Source organism: Pseudonocardia sp. WMMC193 (assembly GCF_021728735.1).
Classification (GTDB): Bacteria; Actinomycetota; Actinomycetes; order Mycobacteriales; family Pseudonocardiaceae; genus Pseudonocardia; species Pseudonocardia oroxyli.
The window spans coordinates 2,330,526-2,347,332 of the sequence record NZ_JAKKDO010000003.1 but is presented as its reverse complement, the minus strand read 5'-3'; the positions used below and the strand labels follow the sequence as shown (position 1 = coordinate 2,347,332).

General features: G+C 74.0%; 18 protein-coding genes and 1 pseudogene. 11 read left to right on the top strand and 8 right to left on the bottom strand.

Translation table 11 applies throughout. The annotated features are described in order from the left end of the window. Positions 1–29: 29 nt before the first annotated feature. The 4 genes and pseudogenes from L3X23_RS12575 to L3X23_RS36590 form a co-directional block, all read left to right on the top strand. Positions 30–1,496, top strand: a complete 1,467-nt coding sequence (locus L3X23_RS12575) for an MFS transporter (protein WP_237192412.1) — start codon at positions 30–32, stop codon at positions 1,494–1,496. After that, positions 1,493–2,857, top strand: a complete 1,365-nt coding sequence (locus tag L3X23_RS12570) for an MFS transporter (RefSeq protein WP_237192411.1) — start codon at positions 1,493–1,495, stop codon at positions 2,855–2,857. Before L3X23_RS12575 ends, L3X23_RS12570 begins: the two co-directional genes overlap by 4 nt. Positions 2,858–2,868: 11 nt before the next feature. Next, positions 2,869–3,837, top strand: coding sequence for an NAD(P)-dependent oxidoreductase (locus tag L3X23_RS12565; protein WP_237192410.1), 969 nt, complete (start codon positions 2,869–2,871; stop codon positions 3,835–3,837). Between the two features lie 131 nt (positions 3,838–3,968). Continuing rightward, a pseudogene (locus L3X23_RS36590) lies at positions 3,969–4,148 on the top strand (NAD(P)-dependent oxidoreductase); the annotation flags it as partial. 40 nt (positions 4,149–4,188) lie between these two features. Here the strand turns inward: L3X23_RS36590 and L3X23_RS12560 are convergent. Further along, positions 4,189–4,401 carry a helix-turn-helix domain-containing protein gene (locus L3X23_RS12560; protein ID WP_237192409.1) on the bottom strand — a complete coding sequence of 71 codons (213 nt, stop codon included), beginning with the start codon at positions 4,399–4,401 and terminating at the stop codon, positions 4,189–4,191. On the opposite strand from L3X23_RS12560, the gene L3X23_RS12555 reads away from it, so the two are divergent. The 4 genes from L3X23_RS12555 (at position 4,400) to L3X23_RS12540 (ending at position 7,855) form a co-directional block, all read left to right on the top strand. Continuing rightward, entirely contained in the window at positions 4,400–4,846 is a 447-nt protein-coding gene (locus L3X23_RS12555; protein ID WP_237192408.1) for a MarR family transcriptional regulator, read from the top strand. The genes L3X23_RS12560 and L3X23_RS12555 overlap by 2 nt on opposite strands. A gap of 298 nt (positions 4,847–5,144) precedes the next feature. Next, on the top strand, positions 5,145–6,569 hold the full coding sequence (locus L3X23_RS12550; protein ID WP_237192407.1) for an HNH endonuclease signature motif containing protein: 1,425 nt from the start codon (positions 5,145–5,147) through the stop codon (positions 6,567–6,569). After that, positions 6,566–7,318, top strand: coding sequence for a 2-phosphosulfolactate phosphatase (locus L3X23_RS12545; protein WP_237192406.1), 753 nt, complete (start codon positions 6,566–6,568; stop codon positions 7,316–7,318). The genes L3X23_RS12550 and L3X23_RS12545 overlap by 4 nt, the downstream gene beginning before the upstream one ends. A 48-nt stretch (positions 7,319–7,366) precedes the next feature. After that, a complete protein-coding gene (locus L3X23_RS12540; protein ID WP_237192405.1) occupies positions 7,367–7,855 on the top strand; it encodes a YbaK/EbsC family protein in 489 nt (162 codons plus the stop codon). Here L3X23_RS12540 and L3X23_RS12535 read toward each other — a convergent pair. The 5 genes from L3X23_RS12535 to L3X23_RS12515 all read right to left on the bottom strand — a co-directional run bounded on the left by L3X23_RS12535 (position 7,824) and on the right by L3X23_RS12515 (position 11,040). Then, positions 7,824–8,213 carry a DUF4345 domain-containing protein gene (locus L3X23_RS12535; RefSeq protein WP_237192404.1) on the bottom strand — a complete coding sequence of 130 codons (390 nt, stop codon included), beginning with the start codon at positions 8,211–8,213 and terminating at the stop codon, positions 7,824–7,826. The genes L3X23_RS12540 and L3X23_RS12535 overlap by 32 nt on opposite strands. Positions 8,214–8,338: 125 nt before the next feature. Next, positions 8,339–8,923, bottom strand: a complete 585-nt coding sequence (locus L3X23_RS12530) for a TetR/AcrR family transcriptional regulator (RefSeq protein ID WP_237192403.1) — start codon at positions 8,921–8,923, stop codon at positions 8,339–8,341. Then, on the bottom strand, positions 8,920–9,246 hold the full coding sequence (locus tag L3X23_RS12525; protein ID WP_237192402.1) for a hypothetical protein: 327 nt from the start codon (positions 9,244–9,246) through the stop codon (positions 8,920–8,922). Before L3X23_RS12525 ends, L3X23_RS12530 begins: the two co-directional genes overlap by 4 nt. 35 nt (positions 9,247–9,281) lie before the next feature. Next, positions 9,282–10,016, bottom strand: coding sequence for a dienelactone hydrolase family protein (locus tag L3X23_RS12520; RefSeq protein ID WP_237192401.1), 735 nt, complete (start codon positions 10,014–10,016; stop codon positions 9,282–9,284). Between the two features lie 64 nt (positions 10,017–10,080). Further along, positions 10,081–11,040: a GlxA family transcriptional regulator gene (locus L3X23_RS12515; protein ID WP_237192400.1), complete on the bottom strand. Its 960-nt coding sequence runs from the start codon at positions 11,038–11,040 to the stop codon at positions 10,081–10,083. Between the two features lie 70 nt (positions 11,041–11,110). On the opposite strand from L3X23_RS12515, the gene L3X23_RS12510 reads away from it, so the two are divergent. After that, positions 11,111–12,106, top strand: coding sequence for a saccharopine dehydrogenase NADP-binding domain-containing protein (locus L3X23_RS12510; protein WP_237192399.1), 996 nt, complete (start codon positions 11,111–11,113; stop codon positions 12,104–12,106). Positions 12,107–12,117: 11 nt separating this feature from the next. Here the strand turns inward: L3X23_RS12510 and L3X23_RS12505 are convergent, their stop codons facing one another. After that, a complete protein-coding gene (locus tag L3X23_RS12505) occupies positions 12,118–13,491 on the bottom strand; it encodes an MFS transporter (protein ID WP_237192398.1) in 1,374 nt (457 codons plus the stop codon). Between the two features lie 59 nt (positions 13,492–13,550). On the opposite strand from L3X23_RS12505, the gene L3X23_RS12500 reads away from it, so the two are divergent. Both L3X23_RS12500 and L3X23_RS12495 read left to right on the top strand, forming a co-directional pair. Next, entirely contained in the window at positions 13,551–13,970 is a 420-nt protein-coding gene (locus L3X23_RS12500) for a helix-turn-helix domain-containing protein (protein WP_237192397.1), read from the top strand. Positions 13,971–14,127: 157 nt separating this feature from the next. Then, entirely contained in the window at positions 14,128–15,849 is a 1,722-nt protein-coding gene (locus L3X23_RS12495) for a TetR family transcriptional regulator (protein ID WP_237192396.1), read from the top strand. On the opposite strand, the gene L3X23_RS12490 is transcribed toward L3X23_RS12495, so the two are convergent. After that, the gene (locus tag L3X23_RS12490) at positions 15,830–16,786 is read right to left on the bottom strand and encodes an iron-siderophore ABC transporter substrate-binding protein (RefSeq protein ID WP_237192395.1); all 957 of its coding nucleotides are present in this window, start codon (positions 16,784–16,786) and stop codon (positions 15,830–15,832) included. The two genes, L3X23_RS12495 and L3X23_RS12490, sit on opposite strands and share 20 nt — an antisense overlap. Positions 16,787–16,807: the final 21 nt, after the last annotated feature.

Here is a 16,807-nt window from a genome sequence, read left to right as displayed (position 1 = left end):
CGGCCCGCCCGCCCCGTGAACGCCGCCCCGTGGAAGGAACGACCACGCCCCCCGTACGCCCGGCGGCCGCACCGCGTGGTGCGCCCGCCGGTATCGCCCCGCGCCCCTACGCCGTCCTCGCCGTCACCAGCCTCGCGCTCGCCCTGGTGCTGATCAACGGCACCTCGATCAACGTCGCCCTCCCCGACCTCTCCCGCGACTTCGCCGCCCCCGCAGGCCTCGCCGACTGGTTCCTGCTGGCCTTCCTGCTGGCCAACACGGCGTCGATCCTGGTGTTCGGGCGTATCTCGGACCTCGTCGGCAGGCGGCGGATCTACCTGGTCGGAATGACGGCGTTCATGGTGCTCAGCCTGGCCGCCACCGTCGCCCCGGACGCGGGCACCTTCATCGCGGTCCGGGCGCTGCAGGGGGTGTCCGCCGCGACGATCGTGGCGAACTCCTCCGCGCTCGTCGCGGACGCGTTCCCGGAACACCGGCTGGCCTACGGGCTCTCGCTGAACCTCACCGCGGCCTCGGTCGCGAACACCGTAGGCCCCACCATCGGCGGGCTGCTGGTCTCGGTCGCGGGCTGGGAGGCGGTGTTCCTCGTGAACGTCCCCTTCGGACTGGCCGCGTTGCTGCTGGGTCTGCGGGTGCTGCCCGCGCCGCGGCGGGCGTCCGGTCGCCGGGAGCGGTTCGACGCCCGCGGCGCGCTCCTGTCCGCCGCCGCGCTCGCGACCCTGCTCTACGGCGTCAACCGGCTGTCGACGGCGGGGCCCGCGGACCCGTTCGTCTGGGCGATGCTCGGTCTGGGCGTGGTGTTGTGGGCGGTGTTCGGGCTGCTGGAGCGCCGCCTGCAGGACCCGCTCGTCGACCTCGCGCTGGTCCGGGACAAGGCCCGGGCCTGTGCCTACGGCGCCGCCTTCTTCCAGTCCTTCGGCCGCGCCGGGGTGACGGTCCTGGTGGTGTTGCAGCAGCAGATCGTGGCGGGTCGCTCGGCGGCGGAGGCCGGGCTGACCGGGATGGTCATGGCGCTGGCGATGGTCGTGGTGACCCCGGTCTCCGGGCGGCTCACCCGGATCCTGACGGCCCGCACCCTGACCGCGCTCGGCGGCGGGCTGTCCGTCGTCGGGACGGTGGGGCTGGCCCTCACCCCGCCCACGGCCGCGCTCCCGGCCACGATGGCCTGGCTGGTCCTCGTCGGCGCGGGCATCGGCACGTTCGTCACGCCCAACACCACCGCCATCATGCGCGGTGTCGCGCCGGAGCGGCGCGCGGTCGCGAACTCGGTGCGGTCCATGTTGTACAACAGCGCCGCGGCACTCGGCACCAGCGTGGTCCTGCTGCTGGTGTCCGCCTCCGGCATCGCGGGCTACGACGTGCAGGACTCCGGTCCGCAGGTCAGCGCGGCGTTCACCGTGGCCCTGCTCGTCTGCGCCTGCGCGGACGCACTCGCCCTGGTGTTCGGGATCGCCAGGGGCGGGCCGTGGCGGGTGCGGGACGGGGCGGCCGGATGACCGCCGTCGCGCCGGCGCCCGTCTCGCGGGCGGCCGCGGTCGCGGTCCTGACGACGACCTCCCTGGCGGCCGTCCTCGTGTTCGGGTCGGCGTCGGCCCTGGGGGTGGCCGTGCCGGACATGGCCGCCGACCTCGCGGGCGGCGCGGGCACGGCGACCTGGGTGGTGCTGGCGTTCCCGCTGGCGAACGCGGCCACCATCCTGGTGTTCGGCAAGCTGTCCGACTCGTTGGGCCGCCGCCCGCTCTACCTGGGCGGGCTCGTGGTGTTCACGCTCTGCGCCGCGGTCTGCGCGCTGGCGCGGGAGGACACCGTCCTGATCGCCGCCCGGGTCCTGCAGGGGCTGTGCGCCGCGGCGGCGGTCAGCAACACCACGGCGGTGATCAGCGACGTCTTCCCGCCGCCGCGACTGTCGTTGGCGCTGTCGCTCAACATCACCGCGGGCGGCGCGGCGACGCTGCTGGGCCCCGTGGTCGGCGGGCTGCTGGTGGACGCCTACGGGTGGCGCTCGATCCTGTGGTGCGCCGTCCCGATCGGGCTCCTGGCCTGCGGGATCGGCTGGTGGAGCCTGCGGCACGCGCATTCGCCCGCCCGGTCGGCCGGGTTCCGGCTGGACGTCCCCGGCGCCGTGCTGTCGATCGCGGCGATCGTGGCCGTGCTGCTGGCCGGGCAGTTCGTCGCGGCGGGGCGGGTGGTCCTCGCCGCCCTGGTCCTGGGGATCGGGGTGCTCGCGGGCGGCGTCTTCGTGACGGTGCAACGCCGGGTCCGCGAGCCGGTGCTCGACCTGCGGATCCTCGCGGGCGACCGCGGCTTCGCCTACGGCGCGTCCTTCTGCGCGGGACTGGCGTTCGGCGCGTCGGCCCTGCTCGTGGTGCTGTACCTGCAGACCGTCCGGGGCTTCTCCGCAGGCGCGTCGGGTGCGCTGGTCCTGCCGATGGGACTGGCCCTCGTCGTCGCCTCGCCCGCGACGGGGCTGCTGGGCAGGTGGGTCTCGGCGCGGGTACTGACGACGACCGGGGCCGCGCTGGTGGGGGTGGCCATGCTCGGGCTGGCGGGGCTGTTCACCGGGCGGCCTGCCGTCGTGGCGCTCGTGGTACTCCTGACGGTGTCGGGGTTCGGCGAGGGCGTGTTCATGGCCTCGATCACCCGCCGGGTGATCGAGGGGGTGCCCGCCGACCGGCGGGCGATCGCGAACGGGTTCCGGTCGGTGCTGCACAACGGCGCGCTGGCCCTGAGCACGGCGTGCGTGCTCGCCGTCGTACTGGGCGGTGGTCCCGACGGGTACGTCGTGTCGGCGGCGGCGCTCGGTGTCGTCGGGCTGCTCGCGGCGCTGCTGTCGGCGCGCCGGGACCGGAACGGATGAGAGGGGAACGGATGGACACCGTGCTGGTGGTCGACGAGCTGCAGCGGCAGGCCCTCGGCGCGCCCGCCGGGTGGCGGGTGGCGTCCTGGGAGGAGTTCGAGGCGGGCGCGGTCCCGGCGGCGGACGTGCGCTTCGTGGTGATCAGCCGCGACGGCGGCGTCGAGCGCCGCCGCCGGATGCGGGAGCTGCCCGCCGTCGAGCGGGTGCAGGTGATGAGCGTGGGCTTCGACTACGTCATGGACCACCTGCCGTCGGGCGCCCGGCTGCACAACGCGGCCGCCGTGATCGCCGAGACCACCGCCGAGCAGGGTCTGCTCAACATCCTCGCGGCGCTGCGCAGGCTGCCGGACTACGTGCGCGCCCAGGACCGCGCGGACTGGGTCGACGTGGACGACCCCACCAGCGAGATCCCCGCCGCGGGGCTGCGCAGCCTGGTCGGCGCCACGGTGGTCCAGCTCGGGCACGGGGTCGTCGGGAAGGCACTCGCGCGCAGGCTGGCGGCGTGCGGGGCGGAGGTCGTGGCCTTCGCGCGCAGCGCCCGGATCGAGGCGGGCCGCCCCGTCCTGCCGCTGGCGGAGCTCGACGAGTGGCTGCCCCGCGCGGACGTCGTCGCCTCCGCGCTGCCGCTGAGCCCGGCCACCCGTGGACTGGTCGACGCGGCCTTCCTGGCCCGGATGAAGGACGGTGCGCTGTTCAGCAACGTCGGACGCGGGGCCACCGTGGACACGGCCGACCTGACCGCGGCGGTTGCCACCGGGCGGATCGGGGCGAGCCTGGACGTCGTCGACCCGGAGCCGCTCCCCGCCGACCACCCGCTCTGGCGGCTGCCGAACGTGCTGCTCACCCCGCACATGGCCGGTGACCACCGGGGCACCCTGGGCGAGCTGGCGGCGCTCGTCGCGACCCAGTTCGAGGCCTACCGCACCGGACGCCCGCTGGTCGACGACGTGACCGCCATGGTCGAGCCCTCGCTGCCGTAGCGCCACAGGCACTTCGAGGTGCCCCGGTCACCTCGAAGTGCGTACTGGTCGGGCGCTGCCCCGGAGGGCGACCATTCGTCCGTCACATCCGGAACAGCGCAAGGAGACACGGTGTCCGTCGCCGTCGCACCGTGCTCGAGCAGCTGGGCACCGCCCGGTGGACCGGTGAGGAGCCGGGGCGGGCCGCGGCCTTCGACATGGCCCTGCTCGACCTGTTCCGGACCGCCACGGGCGCCTTCGCCCACGCCGCCGCCCTGGCCCGCGCGGAGGGCATCGCGCCGGCGGAGCTCCTCCCGCACGCCCTCGGCATCCGCGAGATCCTCGTCGACGCGGGGCACGGTGGGGACGAGTTCAGCCGGGTGCTCGACTACCCCCGATCTGGTCGATGTGCTCGACGGCCCAGTCGCCCAGGGGGATCAGGACGGCGTCGAGCCGCTCGCCCGACGGGGTCATCGGGTACTCGACCCGCGGCGGCATCTCGGGGGAGTCCCGCCGGGTTCGCTCGTGGTGAAAACGTCGGCGGGTCGGGCAGATCGCCGTGACCGTGGCCGTTGGGTCCGGCATGGGATACCGCCGCGACGAGCTCGTCCGACAGCCGATCGGGTACTGGACCGGGGAGGCCTACCGGCGGATCGCCGCGGCCATCCGGGAGAGCCTCGCGGCGAACGCCCTGAGCCAGCCCCAGTGGTGGATCCTCAACCACCTCGACGGCGGCCCTCGGCCTCGCGACGTACTGGTCGAGACGCTGACCGGCTACAGCGACCGCGAGGAGGGGCGCGACGTGGCGAGCGAGCTCGACGCGATGGTGGGGGCCGGGCTCGTGGTCGAGTCCGAGGTCGGCGTCGCGCTCACCGGAGACGGTGTCACCCGACTCGCGGCGGCGCGCGAGCGCAACGGCGCGACCCACGCCTCCCTCCGCGCGGACGTGAGCGACGAGGAGTACGCCACGACCATCGACGTGCTGCGCCGGATCGTCGGCAACCTGGGTGGGGACGCCCGTCTGCCCTGACAGTTCCGTGTCTGCACAGCGTGTCCGTGTCTGCACAGCGTTCCCGCGGCGACGGCCCGCCGCCGACGGCGAAGTGCTGCCTGGTGAACACCTCGCCGTAGTCGCGCCGGGCCCACCCGTTGCCCCGACTCTGACAGACCATGATCGCCGTCTGCGGTTCACGGGTGCCGGATTCGGCACCTGTGGACCGCGGGTCGCGATCTTGGGGGGGCAGCGCGCTTTGCGGTGACTACAGATGCAGGAAATCGGTTCGAACAGGTGTTCGATATGGGGCGCGTGGATCCGGTATTCTGTGGGCATGTCCGAGACTCGATTCGTCACCTCCCCGCAGTCGCGGGAGGAATGGGTGGCGTGGGTGTCGGAAATGATGTCCTCAGAGTACGAGGCGGAATCTCCGGCAGAACTCATCGAGCGCATCTCGCGGCTGGATCAGGCGGTCGCGATCCTTTCGGCCGCGCGTCTGGAGGCGGTGTACGCGTTCGCGCGGGCGGAGGTCGGTGCGCGGTTGGACGCGGCCGGCGCGCCGCTGCAGGCGGTCCCCGTCGAGCTCGACCAGAGCGGCTCCGACTCGGGCGGCTCCGACTCGGGCGGCTCCGACTCGGGCGGCTCCTCCGACCCTGCTCGTGTCCTGGAGTCGGGCCCAGGGCCAGGCTCGGAGCCTGCCCTGGCGTTGGTGGTGCCGGATCTGGAGCGGATCGAGCGGGAGGTGGCGGCGCAGGTGGGGTTGGCGTGTCGTGTCGGGCCGGGGGAGGGGCGGCGGCGGGTGCGGATGGCGCGTGATCTGCATGCGGGGTTGGGTCGGGTGCGGGAGGCGTTCGTGGCGGGGGAGTTGGGGGAGCGGAAGGTCGCGGCGATCGTGCGGGCGACCGGGCACCTCGACGAGCGCGAGCGTGCTGCGGTCGATGCGGAGTTGGCACGCCGTGGTTGGGAGGGGTTGGGGGAGCGGCGGCTCGGTGACCTGGCCCGGCGGATCGCCGGTCGGGTCGCTCCGGAGAAGGCACTCGAGCGGGTGCGGCAGGCGCGGCGTGGTCGTTTCGTCAGTGTCCGGCCGGTGGGGGACGGCATGGCCGATCTGCGGGTGCGGCTTCCGGTCGAGCAGGCCGTGGGCTGTTATGCGGCGTTGGACAAGGCGGTGCGTCAGGTGTTCGTGGCGTCGGAGCCGGTCACACGGACGCGCGGGCAGATCATGGCCGACACGGTGGTGGAGCGGGTGACCGGGCGGGCCCGGGCCGGGGAGGTGGATGTGGAGGTGCAGGTGCTGGTGCCGGTCGAGTCGCTGCTGGAGCCGGGTGCGCCGCTGTTGGGTGAGGTTCCCGGTTACGGCCCGCTCCCGCCAGAGGTCCTCGCTCATGGGGAGGGTCGGCGTTCGTGGCGGCGTCTGTTCACTCGTGAGGGGGTGGTGGTGGGTGTGGAGTCTCGGCGGCGTGTGTTCACGGGGGTGGTGGCGGAGGTGATCCGGGCGCGGGACGGTGGGGTGTGTGCCGAACCGTATTGTGATGCCCCGATCCGCCATCTCGACCATATCGTGCCGCATTCTCGTGGTGGTCCGACCAGTGCGGCGAACGGTCGCGGAACGTGTGAGTTCCACAATCTCGTGAAAGAGAACGACGGGTGGGCGGTCCGGAGAGAAGGAATGGTGCTCACCACGACCACCCCGACCGGGCACGAGTATTCACGGCGCCTCGAAGAAACCGTCCCTCTCTCCCGAGGAGCGAGCTCGTGACATCCCCGTATCGCCAAGCCGGCTACGCCCTGCGTCTCGACTGGGGCCCGACGGGCGCGGCCGAGATCGCCTCGGAGGTCGACGTCGCCGTGGTCGTCGACGTCCTGAGCTTCACGACGACCCTCACGGTCGCGGCGGACCGCGGCACCGTCGTCCACCCCTACCGCTGGCGGGACGAGTCCGCCGTCCGGTTCGCCGCGGACCACGACGCGGTGCTCGCAGGCGGCCGGTCCCAGGGCGGCGTGAGCCTGTCCCCGGCCACGATCCGGGCCGCCGCCGACCTGCCGCGCCTGGTCCTGCCCTCGCCCAACGGCTCGACGATCAGCGCCCTCCTCGCCGACGCCGTCCCGCTCGTCGCCGGGGTGAGTCTGCGCAACCGCGCTGCGGCCGCGGCGTGGCTCCGCCGCAGGCGCGCCGAGAACCCCGACCTGCGGGTGGCCGTCGTCGCCGCCGGCGAGCGGTGGCCGGACGGCAGTCTCCGGCCCGCCGTCGAGGACCTGTGGGGTGCGGGCGGTCTGCTCAGCGTGCTGATCCGGGAGGGCTGGACGGCATCCCCGGAGGCGCGCGCGGCCGCCGCGGCCTTCGACGCGGTCGGCGCGGACGTCGAGACGGCTCTGCACGACTGTGCGAGCGGCCGTGAGCTCGACGGGATCGGCTTCGCGAACGACGTGGACACCGCCGCCGAGCTCGATGCGAGCGCGTCGGTCCCGCTGCTGGTCGACGGGCGCTTCGTCAGCGCCCGGAGCTGAGCGGAGGCGGTTCCGCGCCCCGGACCCGACGATGGTTGGCTGGTCGACATGCCCGACATGGATCATCCGAAGGTGCAGCGCGTGCTCGCCGACCTGCGCGCGGGCGGGGCGGACGAGGAGCGGATCGGCCGCCTGCAGGTCCTGCCGGACGCGGTCCGCACCGCGGCCGCGGCGGCGGCCGCGCTGGGGGTCGAGGTGGGCGCCATCGCGAACTCGCTGGTCTTCGCCGCGGACGGGGAGCCCCTGCTCGTCCTGACCTCCGGCGCCCACCGGGTCGACACGGCGACGGTCGCGGCGCTGGTCGGCGCCGAGGTCGTCCGGCGGGGCACCCCGGAGTTCGTCACGGCCGCGACGGGGCAGGCCATCGGCGGGGTCGCGCCCGTCGGGCACCCGGCGCCGGTCCGCACCCTGGTCGACGTCGCCCTGCGGCACTACCCGGAGGTCTGGGCCGCCGGTGGGATCGCCCACGCCGTCTTCCCCACGACCTTCGACGAACTGGTCGCCGTCACCGGCGGAACGCCGGCGACGGTGGGGTAGCGCGCCGACCCAGCACCTCCGTCACGACCGGCGCCGCCAACTCCACGGCGAGCAGCACGTCGTGGAAGCGGTGGGGGCGACCGAGGGTCGCACGCGTCGCGAGGCGCCCGAGGCCGCCGACGGCCATGAGCCCGGCGAGCAGCCGCATCCGGTTCAGGTCGGGTTTCTCGGCCGCCGCCGCGTCCAGCCACCCCACGCCGTAGCCCGCGAAGACGGGTCCCATGAAGCGGACGTGCGAGTCCACGGTCGCGTCACCGGTCATACCGGGTTCGCCGCGCGCGCCACCGACCAGCTGGATCCCCCCGATCGCGATGCAGGCCCAACCGGTCACGCGTGCCATGGTCGTCAACGCCGTCATCCGGTCAGCCTGGCAGCACCGCGCTCGACCGTCATGCCGTTTAGGCGGCGGCCCGCGCCCCGCACGACCGGTCCACCAGGTCCGAGCGGCGTACGAGGAGGACACCCGCGCCCTCCGGGGAAGCGCTACGAGTGGCGCCCCGGCGGGTCGTCCTCCGGGGGCGGACGGTCGGTGATCCCGGCACCCGCTGCGGTGTCTCCTCCGTCGCCGGTCTGTCCACTCGGGACGAACGCGGCGATGCCGACGCGCCACACCTCGTCCAGGTCGGCGTCCTCCGGGAACCGGTCGGCGAGCTCGAGGTCCACGAGGCCGTGGGCGAAGGCCCAGACCGCCCGCGCGACGGGGACGTCCCCACCGACAGCGGCGAGGAGGGGGGCTCCGGCCGCGTCCTCGACGCCGTCGGGCAGCCGGTCGCGCCGGAGCCGCCGCCGGGCGGTGAGCTCGTAGAGCCGAGGGTGCGCCGACGCCCAGCGGCGGTAGGCCTGCGCCATGCCGGGGAGGTCTGTGTACGGACCCAGGGCCTCGGCCTGGCTGCGGAGCGCCCGTTCCTGCAGAGCCGCCTCGATGTCGTCCTTCCCGGTGACGTGCTTGTAGAGAGACGGAGCCCGCATCTGCAGCTCCGCGCCGAGCCTGCGCATCGTCAGGCTCGTCGGCCCCTCCGCCTCGAGGATCCGTTCGGCGGCGTCGACGACCTCCTCGCGCCGGGTCATGGGTGCAGGACGCGCTGGGTCGCGATGCGGGTGCTCCAGCCGAGACCGACGACGAAGACCACCAGCGGTACCCCGTCGACCAGGGCGCCCACCAGGAGCAGGACGACGGGCCCCCACGGTCGCGCCGCCCAGTCGCCGAGCCTGCGCAGACCGAGGACACGAGGAAGGTCGGGCACCACGAGGCCCGCGACCGCCGCGGCGATCACGGGCAGCCCGTACTTGACCGACTCGAAGACCGTGAACGCGGCGAGGACGAGGGCGAGCAGCGTCCAGCCGAGCCGTCTGACCCGATGCCCGGGGGTGGCCGGGAGAGGTGCGTCCATCCGGTCAGGCTAACAGTGTTAGCCGAAGACGCGCCCTAGTTCGACAAGGGGAGACACTCGCTGAGCAGACCGAGGACGTCCCGCCAGGCTCGCGCCGCGTGCTTCTCGTGGTACCCGACGCCGGGGAGCAGCACCTGGTCGGGCAGCTCGTCCAACGGGTGGTGGAACGCGTGCTCCGCCCCGCCGTAGATCGTCAGCCGCCAGTCCACGCCCGCGTCCTGCATCTCGGCGGCGAACGCGTCGCGTTGCGCGGCGGGCTGGATCGGGTCCTCCGATCCCACGCCCGCCCACACGGGGCAGCGGATGTGGGCGGCCTCGCCCGGCCTGCCGGTGATCAACCCGTTGATCGTCCCGATCGCCTGCAGCGGCACACCGGCCCGACCGAGCTCGAGCGCGACCGCACCGCCGGTGCCGTACCCGATCGCGGCGATCCGCTCCGGGTCCGTGCGGTCCTCGGCGAGGACGACGTCCCGCGCCGCGGTCCCGATCTCGCGGAGGCGGTCCGGGTCGGCGAGCAGCGGCAGGCAACGCGCGAGCATCTCCTCGGGGTCGCGGAACCAGCGTCCGCCGTGGATGTCGAAGGCGAAGGCCACGTAGCCCCGCTCGGCCAGCGCGTCGGCTCGGCGCCGCTGCACCTCGCTGATCCCGGTGCCCTCGGGGCCGAGCAGGACCGCCGGTCGGCGGTCGTGGCCCGACGGCAGCGCCAGATGACCCACCATGGTCAACCCGTCCGCCGGATACTCGACCGTCCGTCTCGTGATCGTCGTCATGAGACCGGACGCTAGCCACCGACGGCCCGTCGGTGCGGTGGTTTCGCCCGACGCGGAACCGTCCCTACGCCGAGCGACCCGCCGCCCGGCCGAACGTGGCCCGGTAGGTGGTGGGGCTGGCCCCCACCGTGCGCCGGAAGTGTCGGCGCAGCGTGGCCGCGGTGCCGAGGCCGCAGCGGGCGGCGATCTGCTCGATCGTCGCGTCCGAGGACTCGAGGAGCTCCTGGGCCAGCGAGATCCGTTCGCGGTGCAGCCAGTCCAGCGGGCGCAGCCCCAGCTCGGCGTGCATGCGTCGGGCGAGCTGTCGGCTGCTCAGGCCCGCCCGGCGGGCCAGGGACTCGACGGTGACCGGTTGGTCGAGACGGTCCCGGGCCCAGGCGAGGGCACCGGCGAGCCCGTCGGTCGTGCGGGGCAGGCTCGGGCGGGTGGCGTACTGCGCCTGGCCGCCGGGGCGGTGCCCGGGGCCGACGAGCCTGCGGACCAGCCCGTTGGCCGCCGCCGCTCCGAAGTCCTCGCGGACGAGATGGACGCACAGGTCCAGGGCCGCCATCTTGCCCGCCGAGGTCAGCACGAGGCCCTCGTCGACGTAGAGGACGTCGGGTCGCACCTCGACCCGCGGGTGCGCGCGGGCGAGGTCCTCGGCGTGCATCCAGTGCGTGGCCGCCGCGCGCCCGTCGAGCAGGCCGGCGTCGGCGAGGACGAACGCACCCGTGCAGAGTGCGGCGATCCGGGTGCCCCGCTCGTGCGCGGCGCGCAACGCGGCCCGCAGCGCGGGATCGGTGTCCGCGGCGGGATCGTCGGTCGAGGGGACGACGATCGTGTCGGCGGCGCGCAGGTCGTCGAGGGTGCAGGTCGGGACGTCGGGCAGCCAGGGGGTGGGGCGGCCGTCGGGCGTCCACGCCGCGAGGCCGTACCAGCGGCCGTCCGCGGTGAGGTCGGACCGGTCGACCCCGAAGACCTCGGCGGCGATGGCCAGCTCCAGCAGCATGGTGTGGGCGTGGACGGCCAGGACGACGCGGTGCATGTCGGAAAGTATGCGGTAGTGGTCGGATCGGACGCTCGTCGTGTCGGCGCGGTCCGGGGACGCTGGGCGCATGTCGATCACCACACCCCGCGTCGCGGTCTACGGCGCCTACGGCCACACCGGACGGTTCGTCGTCGCCGAGCTGCTGCGCCGCGGCGTCGAGCCCGTCGTCTCCGGCCGTGACGCCACGCGCCTGGCCGCGACCGGACTCGAGGCCCGCCCCGCCGCGACCGGCGACCCGACGGCGCTGGCCGCCGCCTTCGCGGGCGCCGACGCGGTGATCAACGTGGCCGGTCCGTTCCTGGACACCGCCGTCCCCGTGGCGGCGGCCGCGGTCCGGGCGGGTGCCCACTACCTCGACGTGTCGGCCGAGCAGGCCCCCGTCCGCGCCCTGGCTGCGGAGCTGGGCGCGACGGCGCGCGCGGCGGGGGTGAGCGTGGTGCCCGCCATGTCGTTCTTCGGGGGGCTGGCCGACCTGCTGGCGACCGCGGCCGTCGGCGACCGGCGCGGCGACGACGTCACGGTGGCCATCGGGATCGACCGGTGGTGGCCCACCGCCGGGACCCGGATCACCGGACGACGCACCACCGCACCTCGGCTGGTGGTGACCGACGGTGCGCTCGCGCCGGCCGACGCCGAGCCCGAGGTCCGCACCTGGCACTTCCCGGAGCCGCTCGGCGCCCAGGAGGTCGTCGCGCACCCCTTCTCCGAGACGGTCCTGATCGCCGACCACCTCCCGGTCCGCTCCGTGCGGACGTTCCTCACCACCGCGCCGCTCGCGGACCTCCGGGACCCGGCCACGCCCGCCCCCGAGGCGGTGGACGACCTCGGGCGGTCCGCGCAGCGGTTCACCGTCGAGGTCGACGCCGGCGGTCGGCGGATCAGCGCGTCCGGCCGGGACATCTACGCCGTGACGGCGCCCCTGGTCGTCGAAGCCGCCCTGCGGCTGGGGCGGGACCGGCCGGGCGGGGTCTGGGCGCCGGGGGCCCGGTTCGACGCCGAGGACTTCCTCGCCGCACTCACGCCGGAGCCGCTGAGCCTCCGCCACCCCGTTCCCGCGCGGTGACGCCCCCGAGGTCATCGCGCCGCCCGGGCCACCCCCGCCGGCTCGGCCGCCCCGTGTCGGGCGAGCGGAGCCGTCACCGCCACGCCGGCGACCGCCAGTGCCACCGCGACCACGACCCCGGCCCGGAGGTCCGTGCTCACCACCGCGGCGGTCGCGACCGCGAGGCCGATCGCCCCTCCGAACTGGAAGGACATGGTCATGAGACCACCGGCCAGCCCCTGCTCGGACTCCTCGGCGCGGTCGGTGCCGACGAGGGTGAGGGGCCCGTAGGCCAGGGCGAACGCCACGCTGATCGCCAGCAGCCCGGCCGCCATCAGGGAGACCGTGCCGTCGAGCGGCAGGAACCCGAGGTACCCGACGGCGGCGAGCCCGAGCCCCGCGACCAGGACCCTCCCGTTGCCGACGCGGCGGACCAGCGGCGGGGCGAGTGTCGGGGCGAGGACCGCGTCCAGCCCGCCGATGGCCAGCAGCAGGCCCGTCTCGATCGAGGACCAGCCCAGCTGCTCCTGCAGGAACAGGACCGCGGAGAACTGGAACGCCATGAAGGAGCCGACCAGGGCCATGGCTCCGAGGTTCGCCCGGGCCACGCCCGGCACGCGCAGGATCCCCAGCCGCAGCAGCGGCTCCGGTCGACGCCGCTCGACGGCGAGGAACGCGACCAACCCCGCGACCGCGCCGGCGCCGGTGAGCAGGCTGATGGCGAGCGGCACCTCGGGCGCGTGCACCACGGTCAGGATCAGCAGCGACATCCCGACGGTGAGCAGGAGCGTGCCCACCAGGTCGAACCGCGCACCCGCCCGGCGCGCACCGCCGTCACGAGGGACCACCGCGGCCGCCGCCGCCAGGATCACGGTCGCCAGCACCACCGGTGCGAAGAACACCCAGCGCCAGTGCAGCGCCGTGAGCAGCCCGCCCACCACCATCCCGAGCGAGAACCCGCCTGCCGCCGCGCCCGCGTACACCAGCACCGCCCGGTCCCGGGCGGGCCCGCGGGCGTACGTGGTGGTGATGATCGACAGGCCCGCGGGGGCGGTGAACGCCGCGGCGACGCCCGTCACGAAGCGGGCGGCGACGAGCATCCAGCCCTCCGTCGCCACCCCGCCCAGCCCGGAGAACACGACGAACACCCCCAGCATCACCAGGAACATCCGGCGGCGCCCGAGCAGGTCCGCGGCGCGGCCGCCGAGCAGCACGAACCCGCCGTAGCCCAGCACGTAGGAGCTCACGACCCACTGCAGCTCCCCGGTGCTCAGCCCGAGGTCGGCGCGCATCGACGGGAGGGCGACGCCCATCATCGAGATGTCGACCCCCTCCAGGAAGATCGCCCCGGACAGCACGAGCAGCAGGGCCCAGGCCCGGGCGGACAGGCGGTCGGTCGCGGTCATCGGTTCCCCCATGAGTTACTTCTTGATACCGACCGCATCGTGCGTCACCATCCAGAGCCATGGAAGACGGCACTTCGGAAGAACCCGGTTCCTGCGCGGTGACCGACGACGACCCGTTCCAGTGGGACGCCCGCCAGAACTGCGAGGTCCGCCAGATCCTCGACCGGATCGCGGACAAGTGGTCCCTGCTGGTCATCGCCCTGCTGGAGCGCCGGACCATGCGCTTCACGGAGCTGAAGAAGGAGATCGACGGGGTCAGCCAGCGGATGCTCACCGTCACCCTGCGCCAGCTCGAACGAGACGGCCTGGTCCACCGCTACGTGCACGCCACCGTTCCGCCGCGCGTCGACTACTCGCTCACCGGCCTGGGCTGCACGCTGCACGACACCATCAAGCCCCTGGTGGCCTGGACCGAGACCCACCAGGAACAGATCATCTCCGCCCGGGCCGCCTACGACCGGGCCGTGGCCACCGGGTGACCCGTCGGCGTCGTCGTGGGGCCTCGGGAAAACCCAGCGCGAGACCCCGGCGGCGCGCCTACGGTGGTGTGCGACCACCGACGACGTGCCCCGGACCCGTCGTCCGGGCTGTGGGGGATCCTCGTGATCATCGGGCTCCGCCGGACGGCGGCCGCGCATGGCTGACACCATGCCCACGCTGTGGGTCACCGGAGCCCCCGGCATCGGCAAGTCCACAGTCGGCTGGGGGCTGTTCGAGGCCGTCGCCTCCCGTGGTGGGAGCGTCGCCTACCTCGACATCGACCAGCTCGGCCTCCTCGGTCCGCCGCCGGGCGGCGGCGACCGGAGCCATCGGATCACGACCGACAACCTGGTCCCGCTGCTCCACGGTCTGCGCCGGGCGGGCGTGCGGCAGACGATCGTCTCGGGAGTCGTCGACCCCGAGCGCGGGATCGACCACCACCTGCGGGCCGGGCCCCCGCTCGACGGCGTGCCTCTCGACCTGGTGCGGTTGTCCTGCCGTGACGACGTCCTCCGCGGACGGTTCCTCGGGCGTGGATCCTCGCCCGAGCTGCTGGACGAGTTGCAGCGCTACGCCCGGCTCCTCGACCGGACGGGGATCGGTGAGCCGGTCGACACGACGGACCACACCCCCGCGCAGACCGTGGCCGGGCTGCTCGGTCGGTGCCTGATCGCGGCGCCGGGAGCGGGGGAGGTGCCGACGGGTCCGCCGCCGTCGATCCCCGTCGCCGGGGTGATCGGGCCGACGGCGGTGGGCAAGTCCACCGCGGGATGGCACGCGCTGCGGACGCTCTGGCAGGAGGGTCGTCCCGCGGCCTTCGTCGACGCCCAGCAGCTCGGGTTCGTGCACCCCCGGCCCTCCGACGCGTTCGTGCGGGCCCAGATCTCGATCCTCCTCCACGGGTACCAACGGGCGGGCGCGACCGTCGCCCTGCTGGTCTCGCGCGATCCGGTGCTCGCCCGGCCGCCGTTCGGGGAGGGGGCGGGCACCCTGATCCGGCTCGCCGCCGACCCGGACGCGCTGGCGCGGCGGGTCGAGAGCCGGGCGCGGGGTTCGTCCGCGCTGCTGGCGGGCGACGAGCTCCGCGGTGCGCCCGCGCCGACGCGGCGGGCGGTCCTCGACCGTGCGCTGCGGGAGGCCGAGAACCTCGCCCGGGCCTGCCCGGACCTGCCCGTCGTCGACTCCTCGCGCCAGGCGGCCGAGGCGACCGCGGCGGCGCTGCTGGAGCATCTCCGCAGTTCAGTGCTCGCCCTGCGCTCGCTCCCTCCGCGGCCGGGTACCGTTCGCCTCGTGCTCAACCGCGACCGCATCCTGGAGACCGCCATCGCCCAGGGTTTGGACCGGTTCAGCATGGCGGGGGTGAGCCGGGAGCTCGGGGTGACCGACATGGCGCTGTATCGCTATGTCGGGTCTCGGGAGGAGCTGTACTCGCTGGCGGCGGCGCGGGCGCATGCGACCTTCCAGTTCCGGCTGGAGGGGACGGACTGGCGGGCGCACCTGGTGGAGGTGGCGGAGCAGACCTGGCAGCTGGCGGCCCGGCATCCGGGGATCGAGCGGTATCTGCTCGACGGTCCCTACCACCCGGAGACGTTGCGGGTGTTCGACGCCAGCATCGCGGGGTTCCGGGCGTTGGCCCCGCAGTTCTCGGCCGACCAGGCGTACGTGCTGCTCAGCCGGGTGGTGTCGTTCACGCTGGCGGCGGCGGACAACGCGTTGAGCCGCCGCTGGCAGCCTGATCCGGGGGAGCCCAGCGCGTTGTTCCGGTGGACGGTGGAGGCGTTGGTGGACGGGATGGTCGGCAGGCTGGACGACCTGCCGACCGATCCGTCCGCGCGTGGTCTGGGTCCGGAGAGCGCGATCAGCCCGTCGCGGTCTTGAGGAAGGGCAACATGGCGTTGACGCCGTAGGGGATGGACAGGACCGAGGGTGAGGAGAGGGCGAGGTCCGGCATGAAGTAGGCGTGGTCGGCCTTGACCGCGCCCAGGTTGGCGAGTCCGGCGTTGGAGGCGAGGGTGTCGGCTTGGTTGGCGCCGAAGCCGTAGACGACGAGGATGTCGGAGTCGATCTGGGGGAGGAGCTCGGCGGAGAGGGGTGACTGGGTGTCGGCCGGGGGAAGCGATGCCACGTAGGGGGTGTCGGTGAAGCCGAGTTCTTTGAGTGTGGTGACGACGGTGGCCTGGTTGCCGCCGACGTAGACCTCGCCGGCCATGACGTCGAGGTAGGTGGCGGTCTTGCCGCGGAAGGTGGGGTTGGCCGAGGCGACCCCGTTCAGGTAGGTCTCGGTGTCCGCGACGAGCGTGTCGCCTTCGGCGGGCTTGCCCAGCGCTTGGGCGATCAGCCGCGTCGCGTCCTGCCACTTGGGCGCGTAGGGCTGCGCGCCGACGGGGAGGGCGATGGTGGGGGCGATCCGCGACAGGGTGTCGTACTCGTCTTTGTCGCCGCTGGAGGCGACGTTGATGATGAGGTCGGGTTTGGCCGCGGCGATGGCTTCGAGGGGCAGGACGCGGCCGGTGGTCACGGTGGGGGTGGCCGTGCCCAGTTTGTCCTCGGCCCAGGGGCCGACGCCGCGTTCGAAGCCGTAGCGGCTGTGGATGCCGACGGGGGTCACGCCGAGTGCCAGGACGACGTCCGCGTCCGACGGGCCGAGGGTGAACACCCGGGTGGGTTGCTGGGGGATCGTGGTGGATCCGAGTGCGTGCTGCACGGTGACCGGGAACGCGGCGGCGGGGGCCTGGGGTTGCTCGGTCGGAGCGGGTGTGCCGGCACACCCGGCCAGCACCAGCAGGAGCGCCACCGCTCCGAGGATTCGCTTCATGAGGGCAGACTAATCTGAGGT